Below are 20,743 nucleotides of genomic sequence, written 5' to 3' on the forward strand. Positions count from 1 at the left end.
TCTCGGCCGTCGCCACCGCCGTGGGTGCTCCGGTGGCGCCGGCCGGCGCCACCGCTGGGGCGGTCGTACCGCTGGGTGAGGGACTCTCCCCCTTGGCGTGAGGCCGGCAGCGGGGGAGGGCGGGCGCGGCCGGGTGCGTCGCCGTCCGGCGGCCGCCAGGCGCGCCCTGTGCGAGCGGTACGACCCGGCCTCGCCCCAGGGCCGTCTGCTCCCCGGCTCGAAGACCGTGGGGCACCACCCACCCCCGCCACACCCGGCCCAGGACGCGCGGCCTGGATGCGGCCCAGGGTCACCTGATCCCGGGGCCGAAGACCCAGCGCCGTAGAATCGGCTCACCATGGCATACCTCGACCACGCCGCGACCACGCCCATGCTCCCGGAGGCGGCAGAGGCACTGACCGCCCACCTGGGCGTCACCGGCAACGCCTCCTCCCTTCACGCGGCCGGCCGCCAGGCCCGCCGTACGGTCGAGGAAGCCCGCGAAACCCTCGCGGAAGCCCTCGGCGCCCGTCCCAGCGAAGTGGTCTTCACCTCCGGCGGCACCGAGGCCGACAACCTCGCGGTCAAGGGCCTGTACTGGTCCCGCCGGGACGCCGACCCCGCCCGCACCCGTGTTCTCGCCAGCCCCGTCGAGCACCACGCCGTCCTGGACGCCGTGCACTGGCTGGGCGAGCACGAGGGCGCGACGGTCGAGTACCTCCCCGTGGACGCCCACGGCAGGGTCCATCCCGACGCACTGCGCGAGGCCGTCGCCCGCAACCCCGACGACGTGGCCCTCGCCACGGTCATGTGGGCGAACAACGAGATCGGCACGGTCATGCCGGTCCGCGAACTCGCCGCGGCCGCCGCCGAGTTCGGCGTCCCCCTGCACGCGGACGCCGTCCAGGCCTTCGGTCAGATCCCCGTCGACTTCGCCGCCTCCGGCCTCGCCGCGATGACCGTCTCCGGCCACAAGATCGGCGGCCCCTACGGCATCGGAGCCCTCCTGCTGGGCCGCGAGTACACCCCCGTACCCGTCCTGCACGGCGGCGGACAGGAACGGCACGTCCGCTCCGGCACCCTCGACGTCCCCGCGATCGCCTCCTTCGCCGTCGCCGGACGCCTCGCGGCCGAGCAGCGCGAGTGGTTCGTCCGGGAGATCGGCGCCCTGCGCGACACCCTCGTCACCGCGATCCGCACCGCCGTCCCGGACGCGATCCTCGGCGGCGACCCGGCCCCGGAGGGCCGCCTTCCCGCCAACGCCCACTTCACCTTCCCGGGCTGCGAGGGCGACTCCCTGCTGCTGCTCCTGGACGCCCAGGGCATCGAGTGCTCCACGGGCTCCGCCTGCACCGCCGGCGTCGCCCAGCCGAGCCACGTGCTGCTCGCCACCGGTACCGACCCGGACCTGGCCCGCGGCACGCTCCGCTTCTCCCTCGGCCACACCTCCACCGAGGCCGACGTGGAGGCGGTCGCCCAGGCCATAGGACCGGTGGTGGAACGGGCTCGCGCGGCCGGACTCACCTGAGCCGGAGTCCCCCGAGCAGCCGTCGCCCGGACCCGCGGTCGCACCGCCTGGGAGCCACCGCCGCACCGGCAGTCACGCGGCGGCCGCGTGTGCCTCCCGGACCAGCCGCATGTACCGGTCCCAGTCCCAGTGCTCACCGGGGTCGGTGTGATCCGTCCCCGGCACCTCCACATGGCCGATGACGTGCTCGCGGTCCACGGGTATGCCGTACCGCCGGCAGATGCCGGCCGTCAGCCGCGCGGAGGCGGCGTACATCGCGTCGGTGAAGTCCTTCGGACGGTCCACGAAGCCCTCGTGCTCTATACCGACACTGCGCTCGTTGTACGCGCGGTTGCCCGCGTGGTACGCCACGTCCAGCTCGCGGATCATCTGCGTGACCCGGCCGTCCTTGCCGACGATGTAGTGGGCCGCCGCCCGATGGGCCGGGTCCTGGAAGACCTTCACGGCGCTCGCCAGACTGCCCTGGGTGACATGGATGACCACCATGTCCACCTCATAGTCGCCGGGACGGTCCGCCCAGCGGAAGTTCCCCGTCGAGGCGGCCAGCCACCGCGCGCCCCGGAAGTCGACCGCGCCCTCCACCCGCGCCTTCTCCACCCCCGGCATCCGCCACCACAGCTTCGCCAGCTCGTCCCGCGCCAGCACCCCCGTCCCCACCGCGGCGGTCACCCCGCCGACCAGCAGCGCACGCCGTCCGATCCGCCGGTCCGCGTCCTTCTGCGGCGCCCCGGACCCCGCCCCCGCACCCGTCTCCGCGCCCATCTCCGCCCCGTCCTTCCTCGCCCCTCGAGATCCACAACGGATACGCGCGGTCCCCGGTTCCCGGCGCCCCGTACCCTGGAAGGGTTATGACTGAGACCTCGCAGCGCCCCCTCCGCGTCCTCGCCGCCATGTCCGGCGGGGTGGACTCCGCCGTCGCCGCCGCCCGCGCCGTTGAAGCCGGCCACGACGTCACCGGCGTCCACCTCGCGCTCTCCGCCAACCCCCAATCCTTCCGGACCGGCGCGCGGGGCTGTTGCACCATCGAGGACTCCCGCGACGCCCGCCGCGCGGCCGACGTCATCGGCATCCCGTTCTACGTCTGGGACCTCGCCGACCGCTTCCGCGAGGACGTCGTCGAGGACTTCGTCGCCGAGTACGAGGCCGGCCGCACCCCCAACCCCTGCCTGCGCTGCAACGAGAAGATCAAGTTCGCGGCGCTGCTGGACAAGGCCCTGGCCCTCGGCTTCGACGCCGTCTGCACCGGCCACTACGCGAAGGTGATCGTCCGCGAGGACGGCAGCCGCGAGCTGCACCGCGCCTCCGACATGGCCAAGGACCAGTCGTACGTCCTCGGCGTGCTGGACGACAGGCAGCTCGCCCACGCCCTGTTCCCCCTCGGCGACACGGTCACCACCAAGGACGAGATCCGCGCGGAGGCCGAGCGCCGGGGCCTCGCGGTCGCCAAGAAGCCCGACTCGCACGACATCTGCTTCATCGCCGACGGCGACACCCAGGGTTTCCTCGCGAAGCGGCTGGGCAAGGCGGAGGGCGACATCGTCGACGAGACCGGCGCCAAACTCGGCACCCACGAGGGCGCGTACGGCTTCACCATCGGCCAGCGCAAGGGCCTGCGCATCGGCACCCCGGCCGCCGACGGCAAGCCGCGTTACGTCCTCGACATCTCACCGGTGGACAACACGGTCACGGTGGGCCCCGCGACCGCCCTGGACGTCACCGCCCTCACCGCGGTCAAGCCCCGCTGGTGCGGCACCGCCCCCACCGCCCCCGGCACGTACACGGCCCAGCTCCGCGCGCACGGCGGCGAGACCGAGGTCACCGCGGAAGTGGTCGGCGGCTGCCTGGAGGTGGCCTTCAGCGAGCCGGTCCGCGGCGTCGCCCCCGGCCAGGCGATCGTCCTCTACGACGGCACGCGCGTGGTGGGCTCGGCGACGATCGCCTCCACCACGCGCGCGAAGACCGCCGCGGTGTGACCGTCCGCCCTACGGCGTGAGGAATTCGGCGAGGACCGGCGCCAGCACGTTGGGATCCACCATGTGCGTCTGGTCCTCCAGGGCACGGTAGGTGCCTCGGGACGCCGACTCCGCGACCGCTCGGGCGGCCCGGCGCAGCCAGTCCGGGCTGGCTGCGCCGGCCAGGGACAGTACCGGCACGTCGAGCGAGGCCAGCCGCTCCCGCGGGACCAGCCCGTCGCCCATGACGGCGTCGTCGTAGGCGAGGGTGGGGGCGATCTCCTCCATGGCGGGCCACATCGGGGACTGGCGGGCGCCCCGGATCATCTCCTCGGCGAGGCCCGTCAGACGCAGGAACAGCTCCACGGCGTCTCCGTGGCGGTCCTGGGCGAGTGTGCTGGTCAGGCGTTCGGTGTATGCGGCGCGGTCTTCGGCGCCGCCCTCGGAGAAGTCCGCGAACGGCACCTCGTAGACCGCCACCCGGCTCACCGGCAGGCCGGCTGCCGCCGCCTCCAGGGCCAGCGCGCCGCCCGAGGAGACGCCGTACAGGGCCGCCTCGCCGCCCGCCGCCTCGATGAGTGCCGCCAGGTCCTCGACCTCGCGCTCCACCGCGTACGGCGCCGTGTCGCCGCTCTCGCCGCGGCCCCGGCGGTCGTACCAGAAGGCGGTGCAGTGCTGGGCGAGGAGCCCGGCCAGGGGCGCCACCGTGCCGCCCGTCGACATGGCCCCGCTCACCAGGATGACCGCGGGGCCCTGCCCGGCACGGGCGTACGCGAGGGAGGTGCCGTCACGGGAAAGGGTCTTCTTGTCCATGCCTGTGCAGACTGCCCCAGGACGCGGGACTTATCGGCCTACGACACTTCCGGTTCGTAGAAGCACAGGTGATCCCTGATCTGCTCGACCTCCGGCTTCGGGTCGGGGTACGTCCAGACGAGGTCGGGCGCGTCCGGCAGCGACCAGTAGGACGCCGTGCCCTTGAACGGGCAGTACGTGTGGGTGTCGGAGGGGGTCAGGAGGTCCAGGCGTACGTCCTCGGCGGGTAGGTAGTACCGCACCGGGCAGCCGGTCTCCCGGAGGACCAGGGGCCGGTCCGTCTCGGCCAGCACCTGGTCCCCGTGGACGACCCGTACGTGCTGGGTGCCCTGCTCGATCGTGATCGTGTGTCCGTAGGCCATACCGCGACAGCACTCGCGGGCCGCCGGTTCTTCCCGCGTACCGTGGCCGCATGCGCATCTGTGTCTTCCTCTCCGCCGCCGACCTCGACGACCGCTACACCCGGCCCGCCCGCGAGTTCGCCGAACTGCTCGGCAAGGGCGGGCACACCCTCGTGTGGGGCGGCTCCGACGTCGGGCTGATGAAGGTGGTCGCCGACGGCGTGCAGGAGGCGGGCGGCCGGCTGTGCGGGGTCTCCGTCGGTTTCCTCGCGGCCAAGGCGCGGTCCGGCGCGGACGAGATGGTCATCGCCCGCGACCTCGCCGAACGCAAGCGGCTGCTCCTGGAGAAGGCCGACGCGGTGGTCATCATGGTCGGCGGCACGGGGACGCTGGACGAGGCCACCGAGATCCTCGAGCTGAAGAAGCACGGCCACACCGACAAGCCCGTCGTCCTGCTGAACAGCGCCGGCTTCTACGACGGCCTCAAGGAGCAGTTCCGGCGCATGGATGCCGAGGGATTCCTGCCCCGGCCCCTCACCGACCTGGTGTTCTTCGCGGAGGAGCCGGTCGGGGCACTCGCCTACCTCGAGGAGAGCCAGGCCGTGGCCTGAACCCACGGTGATGCGAGCATGGCGGGTATGGCTACTCATGTGATCACCGGGGCGGGCTCCGGCATCGGCGCGGCCGTCGCCCGCCGGCTCCACGCGCGCGGGGACGAGATCGTGGTGCACGCGCGGGACGCGGGGCGCGCGAAGGAACTGGCGGCGGACTTCCCGGGAGCGCGGACGCTCGTGGGTGACCTCGCGGATCCCGACAAACTCAGCTGGGCCTTCTCCCATCAGACGCTGCCGGAGCGGGTGGACTCGCTGCTGCACGTCGCCGGCGTGGTCGACCTCGGGCCGGTCGGCGAGCTGACGCCCAAGTCGTGGCGGCACCAGCTCAACGTCAATCTGGTCGCTCCCGCCGAACTGACCCGGCACTTTCTGCCCCAGCTGCGGGCGGCTCGCGGACACGTGGTGTTCGTCAACTCCGGGGCGGGGCTGCGGGCGAGCGCCGACTGGTCGGCGTACGCGGCGTCCAAGCACGGGCTGAAGGCGCTGGCGGACGCGTTGCGGGCGGAGGAGCACGGGAACGGGGTGCGGGTGACCTCCGTCTACCCCGGCCGCACGGCCAGTCCCATGCAGGCCAAGGTCCACCAGCAGGAGGGGAAGGCCTACGACCCCGCCGAATGGATCGATCCCGAGTCCGTCGCGACGACCGTCCTCATGGCGATCGATCTGCCGCGGGACGCGGAGGTCAACGACCTGACGGTACGGCCGGGGCGGTAGCGGCTTGCGGCAGCGGCCCGGAAACGGGCCGCGAATGCGCCACCGGGCGGCGAGCCCTGCCCCGGAACGCCGGACGGGCTGTCGCCGCCGGCCGAGCGTGGGTGAGCGGGGCCGCCGCCGGGGTACGTAGGCTTCGGCTCGTGAACGTACATCTCAACTTCGGTCCCGCCACCGGAATCGGCTCCCTGCCCGGCGGTGATGCCAGGGAGGCCGCCAGGACGGCAACGGGGTCCTTCGAGGACTTCCCCTTCCTCGCCGAGCTGCCCGCCAGGGGCCCCGGCGCCGACATGATCGGCCGCACCGCGGGCCTGCTCGTCGAGCTGTACGCGCGCGTGGAGCCCAGCGGCTGGCGCCTCGGCGACCACCCCGGCAGGGACACCCGGCGGGCTCGGTCGTGGCTGCGGGAGGACCTCGACGCCCTGGAGGAGGCCACCCAGGGGTACGAGGGCCAGGTGAAGGTGCAGGCCGTCGGCCCGTGGACGCTGGCCGCCGCCCTGGAGCTGAGGAACGGCGAGGCCGCCCTCTCCGACCCCGGCGCCTGCCGCGACCTCGCGGCCTCCCTCGCGGAAGGCCTGCGCGTGCACCTCGGCGAGGTACAGCGCCGTGTCCCCGGCGCCCAGGTCGTCCTCCAGCTCGACGAACCCTCCCTCACCGACGTACTGCGCGGCCACGTCAGGTCCGCCAGCGGCTACCGCGCGTACCGCGCCGTGGACCGGCAGGTCGTCGAGGCCACCCTCCGCGAGGTCGCCGGGGCGCACGACGGCGGCCCCGTCGTGGTGCACTCGTGCGCACCGGACGTCCCGTTCGCCCTCCTGCGCCGGGCCGGCGCGGCGGCCGTGTCGTTCGACTTCTCGCTCCTCACCGAGCGTGACGACGACACGATCGGCGAGGCGGTGGAAGCGGGTACCCGGCTGTTCGTCGGTGTCGTGCCGGGGACGGACACGGCATTGTCGGACCCTGCCGGTAGCGTCATGGGTGTCAGGACGCTGTGGCGCAGGCTGGGGCTGCGACCGGACCTCCTCGCGGAGGCGGTGACGGTCACCCCGGCGTGCGGCCTCGCAGGGGCTTCCCCCGCGTACGCGCGGCAGGCCCTCGCCCACTGCGTCCGGGCGGCGAGATCCCTCGCGGACAACCCAGAGTAACGGGAGGACAACACGGTGGCCGGCGACAGGCAAGCGGAGACGACGGTGCCCTCGGAGGCACGGGAGAAGCATGCGCAGCTCGCTGAGCAGATCGAGGAGCACCGCTTCCGGTACTACGTGAAGGACGCCCCCGTCATCAGCGACGCGGAGTTCGACCGCCTGCTGCGCTCCCTGGAGGCGCTGGAGGAGCAGTACGCCGAGCTGCGCACCCCCGACTCGCCCACCCAGAAGGTCGCGGGCGCGTACGAGACGGACTTCACCGCCGTCCAGCACCGCGAGCGCATGCTCTCGCTGGACAACGCCTTCGACCATCTGGAGCTGGCCGCCTGGGCCGAGCGCGTCCACAAGGACGTCGGCGCCTCCGCGTACCACTTCCTGTGCGAGCTGAAGGTCGACGGCCTCGCCGTCAACCTGACGTACGAGAACGGCAGGCTCACCCGTGCCGCCACCCGCGGCGACGGCCGTACGGGCGAGGACATCACGCCCAACGTGCGCACCATCGCGGAGATCCCCGACCGGTTGACCGGCCACGGGGTCCCGTCCCTCGTCGAGATCCGCGGCGAGGTCTACTTCCCGATGGAGAAGTTCGAGGAACTGAACGCCCGCCTGGTCGAGGCCGGTGACAAGCCCTTCGCCAATCCGCGCAACGCGGCGGCCGGTTCACTGCGCCAGAAGGATCCGCGCGTCACCGCCAACCGCCCCCTGCACATGGTGGTCCACGGCATCGGCGCCCTGGAGGGGTACGAGGGCCTCGGCCGCCTCTCCGAGGCGTACGAACTCCTCAAGTCCTGGGGCCTGCCCACCTCCGCGCACAACAAGGTGGTCGACGATCTCGACGGAGTAAGGGATTTCATCGCGTACTACGGCGAGAACCGGCACTCCGTGGAGCACGAGATCGACGGTGTCGTCGTCAAGCTCGACGAGATCCGGCTCCAGGGGCGGCTCGGCTCCACGGCCCGTGCGCCACGCTGGGCGATCGCTTACAAGTACGCCCCGGAGGAGGTCAACACCAAGCTCCTCAACATCCGCGTGGGCGTGGGCCGCACCGGCCGCGTCACGCCGTACGCCCAGGTCGAGCCGGTGACCGTGGCCGGTTCCGAAGTCGAGTTCGCGACCCTGCACAACCAGGACGTCGTCAAGGCCAAGGGCGTCCTCATCGGCGACACCGTGGTGCTGCGCAAGGCGGGTGACGTCATCCCGGAGATCCTCGGGCCCGTCGCCGACCTGCGGGACGGCACCGAGCGCGAGTTCGTGATGCCGTCCGAGTGCCCCGAGTGCGGGACGCCCCTGCGGCCGATGAAGGAGGGCGACGTCGATCTGCGCTGCCCCAACGCCCGAGCCTGCCCGGCCCAGTTGCGCGAACGCCTCTTCTACCTCGCCGGCCGCAGGGCACTGGACATCGACCACTTCGGGTACGTCGCCGCCGCGGCCCTCACCAAGCCGCTGGAGCCCGAGGAACCGCCCTTGGTCGACGAGGGCGATCTGTTCGACCTCACCATCGAGCAGTTGCTGCCCATCAAGGCCTACGTCCTCGACCAGGACAGCGGTCTGCCCAAGCGGGACCCCAAGACGGGGGAGGAGAAGACCGCCACCGTCTTCGCCAACCAGCAGGGAGAGCCGAAGAAGAACGCGCTCGCCATGCTGGACACCATCGCGGCCGCCAAGGAACGCCCGCTGGCCCGCATCCTCACCGGCCTGTCCATCCGGCATGTGGGGCCGGTCGCGGCCGAGGCGCTGGCCCGCGAGTTCCGCTCCATCGACCGCATCGAGCAGGCGAGCGAGGCGGAGCTGGCCGGCACCGACGGCGTCGGCCCGATCATCGCGGCCTCCCTCAAGGAATGGTTCGCCGAGGACTGGCACCGCGAGATCCTCCGCAAGTGGAAGGCCGCCGGCGTCCGCATGGAGGAGGAGGGCTCCGGCGAGGACGAGGGCCCGCGTCCGCTGGAGGGCCTCACCGTCGTGGTCACCGGCACCCTGGAGCACTTCACCCGTGACGGCGCCAAGGACGCCCTCCAGAGCCGCGGGGCGAAGGTGACCGGGTCGGTGTCGAAGAAGACCTCGTTCGTCGTGGTGGGTGAAAGCCCCGGATCGAAGTACGACAAGGCGATGCAGCTCAAGGTTCCGGTGCTGGACGAGGACGGCTTCACGGTCCTCCTCGAACAGGGACCGGAGGCGGCCGCCGAAGTCGCCCTGCCGATCCCCGAGTCGTGAGGACCGGCGGTGGAAGACCACCCGATCGGCGCATACCGGGTGCTTACGGGAGCCAGGGGCGCATTCGGGCAACCGTCGACGACCGCTGCCCGTGGAAGCCTTCCGCGGCCTACTGTTGAGAGGTGCGCACGCCGTGCCCCGCTGTGGTCGGGGCATCCCCGCGCTCCTGACGAGCACGGGCCAACGTGGCGCCGGCTGAAGGCAGTCGGGCAGCGGACCGCGTGGCGTGGGCACCGCCGGCTGTGAGAGGGACGGGAATGGAACCGACCGAGAGCGCCGCCCCGGACACTGGGCTGTCCCGGCGCCGGGTCACCGACGCCTGGTGGGGCAGCCGGTGGGTGGCGTGGTCAGAGCGGCCCCCGGGCGATCCGGCCCGCGCCGGTGACCCGCTCACCCGGACGGGCCCACGCGCCTCCGCCCCGTTCCCGCCCGGCTCCGGCGCCTCGGGACCGTACGACGTCGACGTGGAACGGCACCTGGCCTGGCCCGCGCTCCCGACGGCGGTCGTCGCGGTCGCCGGGTTCGCCCTCGGTGCCGCCTTCTACCGGGCCTTCACCACGAGCCACGCCCTGTTCCCGTCCGGCACCGTCGGCTGGTCCCTGGCCGTCCTGACCGGCGTCATCGTCGGCCACCTCGTGATGCTCGGACGGGCCCGCTGGTGGGGCGGTACCGGCTCCGGAGCCGCGCTCACCCTCGCCGTCCTGCTGCTGTACGGCTGGCTGCCCGCCGGCCTGGTCAGCATGACCGTCGTCGTCCTGGTCGGCACAGCCCGCCGCCACCGCTGGCGGCACGGCCTCCTGCACGGCGCGGTGGACATCCTCGGCATCGGCGCGGGCGCGCTGCTGCTGGCCGCGTGCGGGCGGGTGCCGTCCGTCGAACGGCCGTGGACCCCCGACACCTGGACGCCCTACACCGCGCCCCAGGTGGTGCTGGTCGCCGTCGCCTACCTCGCCGTCACCCGCATCCTGCTCTGGTACCTGCACACCCCCCGCGCCGAGAGTCTGCCCACCGTCGCCCGAACCGCCCTGCTCAGACAGGGCCTGGTCGCCGTAGCCCTGCTGGGGATAACGCCGCTGGTGTGCGTCGTCGCCGTGGCCGAGCCGGTCCTGCTGCCCCTGTTCGCCATCCCGCTCATCGCCCTCGACTCCACGCTGTGGATGGCCCGCGCCCGCGCCGAGGAACAGTTGCGCGACCCGCTCACCGGACTGCCCAACCGCCAGTGGCTCGGCGAGCGGATCTGGACCGCCCTCGACGACGCCGACCGGATCGGCGCCCGCGCCGCCCTGATGCTGATCGACCTCGACCGGTTCCGGTCGGTCAACGACACGCTCGGTCATCTCGCCGGGGACCGGTTGCTGCTCCAGATCGCCGACCGGCTCCGGCTGGCCCTCCCGCGCGGAGCCGAGGTCGCCCGGCTCGGCGGCGACGAGTTCGCCGTCTTACTGCCCGTCGCCGACTCCACGACCTCCGCGACCCGCGTCGCCCGAGGCCTGGTCGCCGACCTCGGCTCGCCACTCGACCTCGACGGCCTCACCCTCGTGCTGGAGGCGAGCGCCGGGGTCGCCGTCTTCCCCGACCACGCGCTCGACGCGGAGGGGCTGCTGCGGCGGGCGGACGTGGCCATGTACCAGGCCAAACGGGACCGTACGGGCGTCGAGGTCTACGAGTCGAAGCGCGACTCCAACACACCTGACCGGCTCGGACTGCTGGGCGATCTGCGCCGCGCGCTCGACGCGCACGAGGTCCAGCTGCACTACCAGCCCAAGGTCCGTTTCGACGGACAGGTCGCCGGGCTCGAGGCGCTGGTGCGGTGGGTGCACCCCGAGCGGGGCAAGGTCCCGCCGGACGAGTTCATAGCGATCGCCGAGTCCTCCGGGCTGATGCCCCACCTCACCGAGTACGTTCTGGAAACCGCCCTCGCCCAGGTCGCCCGGTGGCGCGCCCAGGGCCTGCACGTGCCCGTGGCCGTCAACGTCTCCCCGCGCGACGTGCACACCCCCGGTTTCGCCGGCTCCGTCGCGGCGCGGCTGGCACGGCACGGGGTGCCCGCGGCGGCGCTCCAGCTCGAGATCACGGAACACGTCCTCCTGGAGGACCCGCAGCGCGCCGCCGACACCCTCAACGCGCTGACCGGGCACGGCGTGAAGATGTCCCTCGACGACTTCGGCACCGGCTACTCCTCACTGGTCCATCTACGGCGCCTGCCCGTGAGCGAGCTGAAGATCGACCGCTCGTTCGTGGCCCGGCTGGCGGTGGACACCGAGGACGCGGAGATCGTGCGCTGCACCGTCGACCTCGCGCACTCCCTCGGGCTGCTCGTGGTCGCGGAGGGCGTCGAGGACGACGAGACGTGGGAGCGGCTGCGGGACCTCGGCTGCGATGCCGTGCAGGGCTGGCTGGTGGCCGCGGCGATGCCTCCGGAGGAGGCCACGGCCTGGCTGCGGGCCCGTGGGTCGCGTGGCTGGCAACGGCCCGCGGCGGCGGCGTTGCCCGGCGCGTCCGAGGAATGATCCGGCCACGCCCGCCCGTTCGGCCTGTCGAGGGACGGCCCTCTCCGGCACGGGTACCTCGCCGTCGGCGTCCTCGCGTGCTCGTTCTGGCCTCGCCGAGGCCGGTGTCCTGCCCGTGTCCGCCTGTCCGGCCGACCGAAGCCTGATCGCCTCGCGCGTGGTGTCCCGCCGTGGCCGCCCCCGCGCCACGACTCGGCCGAGACGCTCCTCCCGCTCCACGGCGAGGCACAGGCCGTCCGCTCCGGTGAGACGTCCCCACCGCGGGCGGCGGCGACCGCGCCATCACGAGCGTGGGGCGCCGGAGCCGCTCGATCGTCCACGCGGTCGTGGCGGACCTGCCGGTGCCGGTCGCGCCCCGTGATCGTCCCGCCGGTTCCCGCCGGACGGGCCCGGACTCCCCGGTTCCCGGCCTCGCTCCAGCCGCGGGGCCCGGCAGCACCGCCGACCTGCTCGTCGTCCTCCCGCCCGGCGTCGAACGCGCCGACCGCTTCGGTTCGCCCGGCGCATCCGCCCGGAAGGCGTCGGCCCCGAGAGTCCGCCGGAGGCCCGACCCTCCAGGGAAACCACTCCGCCGCCGTTTCCCGCGCAGCGGGGCACGGGACGGGAGCCGCTGACGCGGCCCCACGGCCGACCGTTTAACCGGTAGGCGCCGCAGCCCCATAGGATTGGACCCCGAACCACACACACTCACCCCAGAGGAACGCTGCATGCCTGGCATCACGCGCGAGGAGGTCGCCCACCTCGCCCGGCTGGCGCGTCTGGAGCTGAAGCCCGAAGAGCTCGACCACTTCGCGGGACAGCTGGACGACATCATCGGCGCGGTCGCCCGCGTCAGCGAAGTCGCCGACCAAGACGTACCGCCGACCTCGCACCCGCTCCCGCTGACGAACGTCATGCGCGCGGACGAGGTCCGTCCGTCGCTCACCCCCGAGCAGGCGCTCTCCGGCGCCCCGGCCCAGGAGCAGCAGCGTTTCAAGGTGCCGCAGATCCTGGGGGAGGACTAACCGCAATGACGGACATCATCAAGCTCACCGCGGCCGAGATCGCCGCGAGGATCGCCTCCGGCGACCTCACGGCCGTCGAGGTCACCGAGGCCCACCTGGCCCGTATCGAGGCCGTCGACGAGAAGGTGCACGCCTTCCTGCACGTCGACCGTGAGGGCGCGCTGGCCCAGGCCCGCGCCGTCGACGAGAAGCGGGCCCGCGGCGAGAAGCTCGGCCCGCTCGCCGGTGTCCCCCTGGCGCTGAAGGACATCTTCACCACCGAGGGCATCCCGACGACCGTCGGCTCGAAGATCCTCGAAGGCTGGATCCCGCCGTACGACGCGACGCTCACCAAGCGGCTGAAGGCCGCCGACGTGGTGATCCTCGGCAAGACCAACATGGACGAGTTCGCCATGGGGTCCTCGACGGAGAACAGCGCCTACGGCCCCACCGGCAACCCCTGGGACCTCACCCGCGTCCCCGGCGGCTCCGGCGGCGGTTCCTCCGCCGCCCTCGCCTCCTACGAGGCCCCCCTCGCCATCGGCACCGACACCGGCGGCTCCATCCGCCAGCCGGCCGCCGTCACCGGCACGGTCGGCGTGAAGCCGACGTACGGCGCGGTGTCCCGGTTCGGCATGGTCGCCTTCTCCTCGTCCCTGGACCAGGGCGGGCCCTGCGCCCGTACGGTCCTGGACGCGGCGCTGCTGCACGAGGTGATCGCCGGGCACGACCCGCTGGACTCGACGTCGATCGACGCACCCGTCCCGCCGGTCGTCGAGGCCGCCCGCAACGGCAGCGTCGCCGGCATGCGCGTCGGCGTCGTCAAGCAGTTCCGCGGCGAGGGCTACCAGGCCGGCGTCATCCAGCGGTTCGACGAGTCCGTCGCGCTGCTGAAGGAGCTGGGCGCCGAGATCGTCGAGCTGGACTGCCCGTCCTTCGACCTCGCGCTGTCGGCGTACTACCTGATCGCGCCCTCCGAGTGCTCCTCCAACCTCGCCCGCTTCGACGGCCTGCGCTACGGCGTCCGGACCGGTGACGACGGCACGCGCTCGGCCGAGGAGGTCACCTCCCTGACCCGTGAGGCGGGCTTCGGCCCCGAGGTCAAGCGGCGCATCATGCTCGGCACGTACGCCCTGTCGAGCGGCTACTACGACGCCTACTACGGCTCCGCCCAGAAGGTCCGCACGCTCATCACGCGCGACTTCGAGAAGGCCTTCGAGCAGGTCGACGTGATCGTGTCGCCGACCACGCCCACCACCGCCTTTCCGATCGGCGAGCGCGCCGACGACCCGATGGCGATGTACCTGGCCGACCTGTGCACCATCCCGACCAACCTGGCGGGCAACGCGGCCATGTCGCTGCCCTGCGGCCTCGCCCCGGAGGACAACCTGCCGGTGGGCCTCCAGATCATCGCCCCGGCGCTGAAGGACGACAGGCTGTACAAGGTCGGCGCGGCCGTCGAGGCGGCGTTCGTGGAAAAGTGGGGGCACCCGCTGCTCGAGGAGGCTCCGTCGCTGTGAGTAAGGCATTTTCCAAGGCCAAGGGCTTCAAGAAGTCCAAGTCCGGCCTGTACCTGTCCATGGCCACCACCGCGTTCGGCGCGGTCACCGTCGCCAAGCAGGCCAAGCTGGCCCGCACCGAGAGCGACACGCTCCGCCTGATCGACGCCGCCGTGTCCGCCGCCGCCATCGTCACCGGCCTCGCCATCCTCTACCGCGAGCTGAAGCGGCTGGGCGACGACGACGTCCTGCTGGGCTGAGAGGGAAGTTTCACCGTGACCACCACGACCGACCTGGTGTCGTACGAGGACGCGCTGGCGTCGTACGACCCCGTCATGGGCCTTGAGGTCCATGTCGAACTCGGCACCAAGACCAAGATGTTCTGCGGCTGTTCGACCGAGCTGGGTGCCGAGCCCAACTCGCAGACCTGCCCGGTCTGCCTCGGCCTGCCCGGCGCGCTCCCGGTCGTCAACGCGACCGGCGTCGAGTCCGCCGTCAAGATCGGTCTCGCGCTGAACTGCGAGATCGCCGAGTGGTGTCGATTCGCCCGGAAGAACTACTTCTATCCGGACATGCCGAAGAACTTCCAGACCTCCCAGTACGACGAGCCGATCGCCTTCAACGGCTACCTCGACGTGCAGCTGGAGGACGGCGAGACCTTCCGTGTGGAGATCGAACGCGCCCACATGGAGGAGGACACCGGCAAGTCGACCCACGTGGGCGGCGCGACCGGCCGTATCCACGGAGCGTCCCACTCCCTGCTGGACTACAACCGCGCCGGCATCCCGCTCATCGAGATCGTCACCAAGCCGATCGAGGGCGCCGGAGAGCGTGCCCCCGAGGTGGCGAAGGCCTATGTGCGTGAGCTGCGCGAGGTCATCAAGGCGCTCGGCGTCTCCGAGGCCCGCATGGAGATGGGCCAGATGCGCTGCGACGTGAACCTGTCGCTGCGCCCGCACGGCCGCGAGAAGCTCGGCACCCGCTCGGAGACGAAGAACGTCAACTCCCTGCGGTCCGTCGAGCGCGCGGCCCGCTTCGAGATCCAGCGGCACGCCGCCGTACTGAACAGCGGCGGGACCATCGTCCAGGAGACCCGGCACTTCCACGAGGACACCGGGTCCACGACCTCGGGCCGCGTGAAGGAGGAGGCCGAGGACTACCGGTACTTCCCGGAGCCGGACCTGGTGCCGGTGGCTCCCACCCGCGCGTGGGTCGACGAGATCCGCGCCTCGCTGCCCGAACTGCCGCTGGCCCGCCGCAACCGCCTCGTGGCGGAGTGGGGCATCTCGGCCACCGACATGCAGGCGATCCTCAACGCCGGCGCTCTGGAGCTGATCGTCGCCACGATCGACGCCGGTGCCGACGCCGCCTCGGCCCGCAAGTGGTGGATGGGTGAGCTGGCCCGCAGCGCCAACGAGTCCGGCCGGACGCTGGACGAACTGGCGATCACGCCCGAGCAGGTCGCCCGGATCGCCGAAATGGTCGGCAAGGGCGACCTGAACGACAAGCTGGCCCGTCAGGTCATCGAGGGCGTCCTCGCGGGCGAGGGCACCCCGGACGAGGTCGTCGACAAGCGCGGGCTGAAGGTCGTCTCCGACGACTCGGCGCTCGGCACGGCGGTCGACGAGGCCATCGCCGGCAACCCGGGCATCGCCGACAAGATCCGCGGCGGCAAGGTGGCCGCGGCCGGCGCCCTCGTCGGCGCGGTCATGAAGGCCACGCGCGGTCAGGCCGACGCGGCCCGCGTCAAGGAGCTGATCCTGGAGAAGCTGGGTGTCGCCGAGGGCTGATCCCGAGCCCTGACCTCCGGGGGATGCGCCGGCCCGGCGCATCCCCCTTCTCCGTCCTCCCGCTCGAGGCGCTACGCTCGCCCGCCATGAGTGGACGTACCGACTCCGACACCCAGGACGGCATACGGACCGACGCGATCGAGGCGCACGACACGGACGACCTGGCCCGTCACGACCCCGACGCCGAGGGACTCGACGGGGATGACCCCGAAGACGACGAGTACGCCGGTGAGGACGCCCGGCGGGCCCGCTGGACGGCGGCCGGCACCGGCGCCCTGCTCACCCTCGCCGGACTCGCCGCGGCCCTCCTGCGCCTCACCGGCTCCGCCCCCGCCCTGGTGCCCGCCGCCTACGCCCTGGGCGCCGCCGTGTGCGCGTTCGCCGCGCTGCTGGGATCCCGCGGCCGTACCCGGCGCGCGCTGTGGCTGCTGATCGCCGGCGTGATGGTGATGGCGGTCGGCGACCAGTCGGACTGACGGAAAACGCGGCCGAAGGGCCGGATGCCCCGGTGGGCCGCTCGCCCGACCGGATGGCCGTCATTGTCCTGTGATCTGCCTCCCATTCATGTGAACAAGCCTACGAACCAGGCAAACGATCTCTTATGCCTGCAAGAGTGGCCTCGCATTGCTCATGCGTTCTTTGCGGGCTGTTCCCTTCATGCGCGGATGTTCCCGGTCAAAGATCCCCACACGGTCTTCACAGTCTTCGGGAGCAGGTTTCGTGGCAGCCCTTGCGCGGTGGTGTGTCCGGCGTCGCCTCGCCACGGTCCTGCTCTGGCTCCTCACCCTCGGCGGAACGGCCACCGCCGCTCTGGTCACGGGCTCCTCGTACTCCAACGACTACGACGTCCCCGGCACCGAGTCCGGCCGGGCCGCCCGGCTGCTCGCGGAGGGTTTCCCCGGTCTCGGCGGCGACAGCGACACCGTCGTCTGGCACACCGACCCGGGCACCGTCCGTGCCGCCGCCGTCGAACAGACCATGACCCGCACCCTGGCGAGGATCGCGGACCTCCCCGGTGTCGCCTCCGTGACCGGCCCCTACGACGAGCAGGGCGCCGGGCGCATCAGCGCCGACGGGCACACCGCGTACGCCACCGTCACCTTCGAGGCCAGTGCCGAGGACGTCGACCGGGGCGAGGCACGGGCCGTCGTCGACACCGCCGGGTCGGCGCGGACCGACGGACTCCGGGTGGAGCTCGGGGGCGGCGCCATCGCGCTCACCGAGTCCTCCGGCGGGCACCTCGCCGAGGTCGTCGGCGTGGCCGTCGCCGCCGTCGTGCTGTTCCTCGCCTTCGGCTCACTCGCCGCCTCGCTCCTGCCCATCGCCACCGCCCTGGTCGGCGTCGGCACCGCCTACGCCGGGATCGTGCTCCTCGGGCACGCCATGACCGTCGCCGACTTCGCGCCGATGCTGGGCATGCTCGTCGGGCTCGGGGTCGGCATCGACTACGCGCTGTTCATCGTCACCCGGCACCGGCGCGGCCTCAGACGCGGCCTGCCGGTCGCCGATGCCGCCGCGAACGCCGTCGCCACCACCGGGCGGGCCGTCGTCTTCGCGGGCGCCACCGTGTGCATCGCACTGCTCGGCATGCTGACCCTGCGGCTGGCCTTCCTCGACGGCGTGGCGATCGCCGCCTCCCTGACCGTCGTGCTGACGGTCGCCGCCTCGGTCACCCTGCTGCCCGCCCTGCTGTCCTTCATCGGCCCGCGCGCCCTCAGCCGCCGCGAACGGCGCCGCCTCGCCGAACACGGGCCCGAACCGGAGCTGCCGACCGGCTTCGCCGCCCGCTGGTCGGCGTTCGTCGAGCGTCACCCCAAGCTGCTCGGCGCGCTCGCCCTGACCGTGATCGCCGGACTCGCCCTGCCCACGTTCTCCCTCCGCCTCGGCACCTCCGACCAGGGCAACGGCCCCGAGACCGCCACCACCCGCCAGGCCTACGACCTCCTCGCCGAAGGCTTCGGCCCAGGCGTCAACGGCCCGCTGACCCTCGTCACCCGCGTCGCCGGCGCCGAGGACCGGCTCGCCCTGGACAACCTCGACGCCACCCTGCGCGGCACCGCGGGCGTGGCCGCCGTGACCCCGGTGACCTACAGCGCGGGCGGAGACGCCGCGCACCTCACCGTCGTACCGGAGTCCTCGCCGCAGTCGAGGCGGACCAGCGACCTCGTCGACCTGCTGCGCGCCGAGGTGCTGCCGCGGGCCGAGGCCGGGACCTCGCTCGACGTACAGGTGGGCGGGGTGACGGCCGGCCACGACGACTTCGCCGAGGTCATCGTCGGCGAGTTGCCTGTGTTCGTCGGTGCCGTCGTCGGCCTCGGCTGTCTGCTGCTCCTGCTCGCCTTCCGGTCCGTCGGCATACCGCTCAAGGCCGCCGTGATGAACGTGGCCGCCGTCGCCGCCGCCTTCGGGGTCGTCGTCGTGGTCTTCCAGTGGGGCTGGGGGAGCGGACCGCTGGGTCTGGGCCCGGCCGGCCCGATCGAACCCTTCCTCCCCGTGATCATGGTCTCGGTCCTCTTCGGGCTCTCCATGGACTACCAGGTCTTCCTGGTCAGCCGGATGTACGAGGAGTGGCTGGAGACCGGCGACAACCGGCGGGCCGTGCGCGTCGGGCTCGCGGAGACCAGCCGGGTGATCAACTCCGCCGCGGTCATCATGATCTCCGTCTTCCTCGCCTTCGTCCTCAGCGGCGACCGTGTGATCGCCATGTTCGGGATCGCCCTGGCCGCCGCCGTGGCCGTCGACGCGTTCGTCCTGCGCACCCTCCTCGTGCCCGCCCTGATGCACCTGCTCGGCGGCGCCAACTGGTGGCTGCCCCGCTGGCTCGACAGGCGCCTGCCGCGGATCAGCATCGAAGCTCCCGAGTGCCGGACGGCCCATGAGAAGCTCACCGAGGTCGTGGCGGAACTGGAGAAGGAGCGGCAGCCGGATGTACGCGATATCGCTGGGTGACGGGGCCGAGCTGCGGCCCCTGGAGATCTGGCACGCCGAGGAGTTCCTGACGCACCTGGAGCGCGGGCGGGAGTTCATCAACCAGTACATTCCGTTCGCGGCCAAGGCCACCGACGTGCCCGGAGCGCGCGAGGTGCTCCAGCGGTACGCCGACATGCGCGCCGCCGACACCGGCTCGCTGCACGGCATCTGGCTGGACGGTGAACTGGTCGGCGGCGTGCTCTTCCTGAACTTCGACGCCGAGCAGGCGAACTGCGAGGTCGGCTGCTGGCTGGAGCCCGCCGGAACCGGGCGCGGGCTCGTCACGCGCGCGATGCGGGTCCTCATCGACCACGCCGTCGAGCAGCGCGGGATCCACCGGGTCGAGTGGGTCGCCTCAGCGGGCAACGTGCCCAGTCTCAACGTCGCCCGGCGGCTCGGCTTCACCCACGACGGCGTACGCCGCGAGGCCTACCCCTATCGTGGGGTGCGGCACGACCTGGAAGTGTGGTCGGTGCTGGCCCACGAGTGGCGAGCCGCCCGCGCGCGTGCCGCTCACGGCGATCATTAAGAAACCTCTCAGAGAGCGTCCGTACGGTGCGAGACATGGGAACCAAGACAGTGGACGAGACCGGTGCCGAGACGGGCGCCGGAGCCACCGAGGCCAAGCGCGACGAGGAGACGGTGGACGTCACCGGGAAGGACGCGAAGGACGAGGTGACGCCGGCCTCCGAGGACGCCGACACCGTGCGGGACAGCGGCGCCGGCGAGGAGGGCGGGGACGGCGACGCCGTCGCGGAGAGCCACCCGTCCGGTGTCGGCCTGGGCGCCGGAGCCGTCGTCTCCGCCGCGCTCGGCCTGGTGTCGCTCAGCGGCGGCTGGATCGGGACCGTCGCCTCGGCGCGCCAGACCCTGGTCGGCCAGCTCGAGACGTCGTCGTCCGCGAGTGTCGCCCACCAGATCCAGGCCGTCTACGGCGACGCCTGGCAGACCGCCGCCCTGTGGGCCGGCCTGTTCGCGCTGGCCGCGCTCGTCACCGGCGTCGTGGTGCTGGCCCGACCCGCCTTCGGCGCCCCCGGCCGGGTGCAGGCCCCCTGGATCAAGTCCGTCGCCTGGGCGGGTGTCACGCTCGGCGTGATCGGCCTGCTCCTGGCCGTCCTCAAGTACACCGACGCGCTGCTCGGACTGCCGTCCGCCAGCTGAGTCGGCGCACGGTTCGCGAGGGGTCTCGGGGACGGCCGTAAGCACCTTACGGCCGCGCCTGAGGCCCCTCACGCGCGTCTAAGGCCCCGCCCGGTCCCGAAGATGCGGAACTCTCCCGATGTGACGGACCCCCCTGGGAGACGAAGGTTGAGGCATCGAGAGCGTCGCGGAGAGCGACGCCGGATCCACCGACCTTCAGGGGACATCACATGTACGAGTACGAGGTCCAGCAGGCCCGCGCCGCCGAACTGCTCCGCCGCGCCGCGGACGAGCGGCTGGCCCGCGAGGCCGTCCGCAGGCGCCGCGCAGCCCGCCTCGAGGCCGCCGAGCGGGTCGCCCGCGGCACGACCCCCGAGACCGAACCGCATACCCACCGCCCACGTCGGCTGCGGTCCGCCCGGACCGCGTGAACGCCGGGGCCCGGGGGGGGGGGGGGGGGGGGGGGGGGGGGGGGGTACGCAAAAAAAAAAAAAAAAAAAAAGGGGGAAAAGAAAAAAAAGAAGAAAAAAAAAAAAAAAAAGGAGAAAAAAAAAAAA

At 72.3% G+C, this 20,743-nt stretch carries 19 protein-coding genes; 16 read left to right on the forward strand and 3 right to left on the reverse strand.

Annotated elements, in window-relative coordinates:
- Positions 1–337: 337 nt before the first annotated feature.
- On the forward strand, positions 338–1,507 hold the full coding sequence (locus ACZ5Y0_RS32425; RefSeq protein ID WP_469132234.1) for a cysteine desulfurase family protein: 1,170 nt from the start codon (positions 338–340) through the stop codon (positions 1,505–1,507).
- A 72-nt stretch (positions 1,508–1,579) separates the two neighbouring features.
- On the opposite strand, the gene ACZ5Y0_RS32430 is transcribed toward ACZ5Y0_RS32425, so the two are convergent.
- Positions 1,580–2,269, reverse strand: a complete 690-nt coding sequence (locus ACZ5Y0_RS32430; protein ID WP_469132235.1) for an N-acetylmuramoyl-L-alanine amidase — start codon at positions 2,267–2,269, stop codon at positions 1,580–1,582.
- 86 nt (positions 2,270–2,355) lie between these two features.
- Between ACZ5Y0_RS32430 and mnmA the strand changes: the two genes are divergently transcribed.
- Entirely contained in the window at positions 2,356–3,480 is a 1,125-nt protein-coding gene (mnmA, locus tag ACZ5Y0_RS32435; RefSeq protein WP_469132236.1) for a tRNA 2-thiouridine(34) synthase MnmA, read from the forward strand.
- Positions 3,481–3,489: 9 nt separating this feature from the next.
- On the opposite strand, the gene ACZ5Y0_RS32440 is transcribed toward mnmA, so the two are convergent.
- Positions 3,490–4,272, reverse strand: a complete 783-nt coding sequence (locus tag ACZ5Y0_RS32440) for an alpha/beta fold hydrolase (protein WP_469132237.1) — start codon at positions 4,270–4,272, stop codon at positions 3,490–3,492.
- Between the two features lie 38 nt (positions 4,273–4,310).
- Entirely contained in the window at positions 4,311–4,634 is a 324-nt protein-coding gene (locus ACZ5Y0_RS32445) for a DUF427 domain-containing protein (protein WP_469132238.1), read from the reverse strand.
- A 50-nt stretch (positions 4,635–4,684) separates the two neighbouring features.
- Between ACZ5Y0_RS32445 and ACZ5Y0_RS32450 the strand changes: the two genes are divergently transcribed.
- From ACZ5Y0_RS32450 to ACZ5Y0_RS32515, 14 genes are all read left to right on the forward strand, one after another.
- Positions 4,685–5,224, forward strand: a complete 540-nt coding sequence (locus ACZ5Y0_RS32450) for an LOG family protein (RefSeq protein WP_469132239.1) — start codon at positions 4,685–4,687, stop codon at positions 5,222–5,224.
- A gap of 18 nt (positions 5,225–5,242) precedes the next feature.
- The gene (locus ACZ5Y0_RS32455) at positions 5,243–5,941 is read left to right on the forward strand and encodes an SDR family oxidoreductase (RefSeq protein WP_469132240.1); all 699 of its coding nucleotides are present in this window, start codon (positions 5,243–5,245) and stop codon (positions 5,939–5,941) included.
- Positions 5,942–6,081: 140 nt separating this feature from the next.
- On the forward strand, positions 6,082–7,083 hold the full coding sequence (locus tag ACZ5Y0_RS32460) for a methionine synthase (protein WP_469132241.1): 1,002 nt from the start codon (positions 6,082–6,084) through the stop codon (positions 7,081–7,083).
- A gap of 15 nt (positions 7,084–7,098) precedes the next feature.
- Positions 7,099–9,294: an NAD-dependent DNA ligase LigA gene (gene ligA / locus ACZ5Y0_RS32465; protein WP_469132242.1), complete on the forward strand. Its 2,196-nt coding sequence runs from the start codon at positions 7,099–7,101 to the stop codon at positions 9,292–9,294.
- A 257-nt stretch (positions 9,295–9,551) separates the two neighbouring features.
- Complete coding sequence (locus ACZ5Y0_RS32470; RefSeq protein ID WP_469132243.1) at positions 9,552–11,804, forward strand: putative bifunctional diguanylate cyclase/phosphodiesterase; 2,253 nt, start codon at positions 9,552–9,554, stop codon at positions 11,802–11,804.
- A gap of 707 nt (positions 11,805–12,511) precedes the next feature.
- On the forward strand, positions 12,512–12,808 hold the full coding sequence (gene gatC, locus ACZ5Y0_RS32475; RefSeq protein ID WP_018531282.1) for an Asp-tRNA(Asn)/Glu-tRNA(Gln) amidotransferase subunit GatC: 297 nt from the start codon (positions 12,512–12,514) through the stop codon (positions 12,806–12,808).
- 5 nt (positions 12,809–12,813) lie between these two features.
- Positions 12,814–14,307, forward strand: a complete 1,494-nt coding sequence (gatA, locus tag ACZ5Y0_RS32480; protein ID WP_469132244.1) for an Asp-tRNA(Asn)/Glu-tRNA(Gln) amidotransferase subunit GatA — start codon at positions 12,814–12,816, stop codon at positions 14,305–14,307.
- On the forward strand, positions 14,304–14,546 hold the full coding sequence (locus ACZ5Y0_RS32485) for a hypothetical protein (protein ID WP_467520143.1): 243 nt from the start codon (positions 14,304–14,306) through the stop codon (positions 14,544–14,546). The genes gatA and ACZ5Y0_RS32485 overlap by 4 nt, the downstream gene beginning before the upstream one ends.
- A 15-nt stretch (positions 14,547–14,561) precedes the next feature.
- On the forward strand, positions 14,562–16,076 hold the full coding sequence (gene gatB, locus ACZ5Y0_RS32490) for an Asp-tRNA(Asn)/Glu-tRNA(Gln) amidotransferase subunit GatB (RefSeq protein ID WP_469132245.1): 1,515 nt from the start codon (positions 14,562–14,564) through the stop codon (positions 16,074–16,076).
- Positions 16,077–16,162: 86 nt separating this feature from the next.
- A complete protein-coding gene (locus ACZ5Y0_RS32495; protein ID WP_469132246.1) occupies positions 16,163–16,552 on the forward strand; it encodes a hypothetical protein in 390 nt (129 codons plus the stop codon).
- A gap of 244 nt (positions 16,553–16,796) precedes the next feature.
- A complete protein-coding gene (locus tag ACZ5Y0_RS32500; RefSeq protein ID WP_469132247.1) occupies positions 16,797–19,025 on the forward strand; it encodes an MMPL family transporter in 2,229 nt (742 codons plus the stop codon).
- A complete protein-coding gene (locus ACZ5Y0_RS32505; RefSeq protein WP_469132248.1) occupies positions 19,003–19,575 on the forward strand; it encodes a GNAT family N-acetyltransferase in 573 nt (190 codons plus the stop codon). The genes ACZ5Y0_RS32500 and ACZ5Y0_RS32505 overlap by 23 nt, the downstream gene beginning before the upstream one ends.
- Before the next feature lie 35 nt (positions 19,576–19,610).
- Positions 19,611–20,207, forward strand: coding sequence for a hypothetical protein (locus ACZ5Y0_RS32510; RefSeq protein WP_469132249.1), 597 nt, complete (start codon positions 19,611–19,613; stop codon positions 20,205–20,207).
- Between the two features lie 209 nt (positions 20,208–20,416).
- On the forward strand, positions 20,417–20,617 hold the full coding sequence (locus tag ACZ5Y0_RS32515; RefSeq protein ID WP_469132250.1) for a hypothetical protein: 201 nt from the start codon (positions 20,417–20,419) through the stop codon (positions 20,615–20,617).
- Positions 20,618–20,743: the final 126 nt, after the last annotated feature.

Source organism: Streptomyces sp. NPDC033216, assembly GCF_055577115.1.